This is a genomic window from Streptococcus danieliae (assembly GCF_009767945.1).
GTDB lineage: Bacteria > Bacillota > Bacilli > Lactobacillales > Streptococcaceae > Streptococcus > Streptococcus danieliae.
The window spans coordinates 1-1,558 of record NZ_WSRS01000143.1; the positions used below are offsets into that span (position 1 = coordinate 1).

The window sequence follows — 1,558 nt, forward strand, 5'->3', positions numbered from 1 at the left end:
GCTTTTCTTTTGAAAAAGGAAGAAAGTATACGCTTGGCTTTATCGGTACCCTACAATAACGGTCTCGTTGAAGGAACCAATAATAAGATTAAGTTGTTGAAACGTTCTGCTTTCGGATTTCGAAAACATGAGCATCTATTTGCCAGAATTTACTGGATGCAGACTCCTGCTGTCCACTCTATCTAAAAATCCCTCCCCTCTAAGGAGGGGAGGAAGGAAGATTGTCTTTATTCTATATTGTCAGTTTTCAGGGATTCCACACAACTTGACAAAGAACCCTTTAACATAAAGAAAAAGTAGTGAGTACTCTCTCCCGTCGGAGATTTCCTCACTACTAATCTTAGTATGTTTTAGAGGTGCCCTGAAGCAATTTCTAGTGGTAAGGTGATTTGATTTGCGTTAGTCAGAGGGGTTTTTGTCCCAGCCTCTTATCTATAAAATAAAGTTCAGAAAAGTCTCAATAGTGCCACTTTCATACATGATGTATAATCCAAGTGGAATGAATACTAAGGGCACAATGATTCGCTCGTATTTTTCAATTGTTTCGAATATTAACGGAATAGAAGATAGCACCCGACTAAGCTCGCAAAAGATAATTATGCCGATTGCAAATACAAGCAACGCCACGAGGGTCTGTGGCCAATCTAACGAAGCAAAATAAGGTATATAGATACCTAAATTATCTCCGCCAGACGCAATTGTCAGCAATGTAACTGTCCAAAACAGTTGCTTTGCCTTGCTTTGCTCTAATCTTTCGATAATTTCTTCCTCTTCTTCTTCCTCACCTTCTCCAACAATTGCAAAGCGAATCCCTACATAGATAGGGATTAAACCAAGTAATCCAACCATCCATGCTTCAGGCACGAAATTGACGATATAAGCAGCAACTAAACTCACCCCTATAAGTAAGCCAGTGCCTAGATATTGACCTGCATAAATATGCCATTTCTGTTTATTCTGTGATAGCTGTGCAAATAAAATAATTAAAATGATTAAATAATCGATACTGGTGGAAATATAAACACCAATAGCAGATATGATTGTCTGTCCCATAAAAAAACCTCCTGTATTAGTCAGTAATAAATCAGCAGATTTTAGGAGAGCACAGACACATTAATTTAGCTATCGCTAATGGGTAATATCGAACGTAGGAAAGCATTTTACTCCTCCTCAAAACATAGTTACAAAGTAATTTCTAACTGGAATTCGGTGACTACTTCCACGTAAAGTATAATAACCCACTATACTTTACTTCGTAAAGATGGGCTCTCCGAGAGGTCTTGCAGACAGCTATTTCGGCTCTTTTGAGCCGAGTATCAGTGCACTTATATAGTGCAATTAGCTGATATAGTCATTTGACTTCAAAATAGTATACAATAGCATCTATTATAGTTCTTCCCTCTCTGAGATACTCTGCCACCGCTTTCTTTAAATTAGCCCAGCTTTTCTCAATGGGATTTAACTCTGGAGAATAGGGTGGAAAAGGTAGAAAAATATGTCCGTTACTTATTGACAACTGGTCTAACATCTTTTTAGGGTGAAAGCTAGCATTATCCAT

General features: G+C 37.9%; 3 protein-coding genes. 1 reads left to right on the forward strand and 2 read right to left on the reverse strand.

Annotation, left to right across the window (positions count from 1 at the left end; genetic code table 11):
* On the forward strand, positions 1 to 186 hold a 186-nt coding region (locus E5983_RS09005), incomplete at its 5' end, for a transposase (RefSeq protein ID WP_160332058.1).
* A 246-nt stretch (positions 187 to 432) separates the two neighbouring features.
* Here the strand turns inward: E5983_RS09005 and E5983_RS09010 are convergent.
* Together E5983_RS09010 and E5983_RS09015 are read right to left on the reverse strand one after the other, a co-directional pair.
* Positions 433 to 1,053, reverse strand: coding sequence for a CadD family cadmium resistance transporter (locus E5983_RS09010; protein WP_160333490.1), 621 nt, complete (start codon positions 1,051 to 1,053; stop codon positions 433 to 435).
* A gap of 298 nt (positions 1,054 to 1,351) precedes the next feature.
* The coding region (locus E5983_RS09015; RefSeq protein ID WP_202056752.1) for a transposase at positions 1,352 to 1,558 on the reverse strand (207 nt) is incomplete at its 5' end.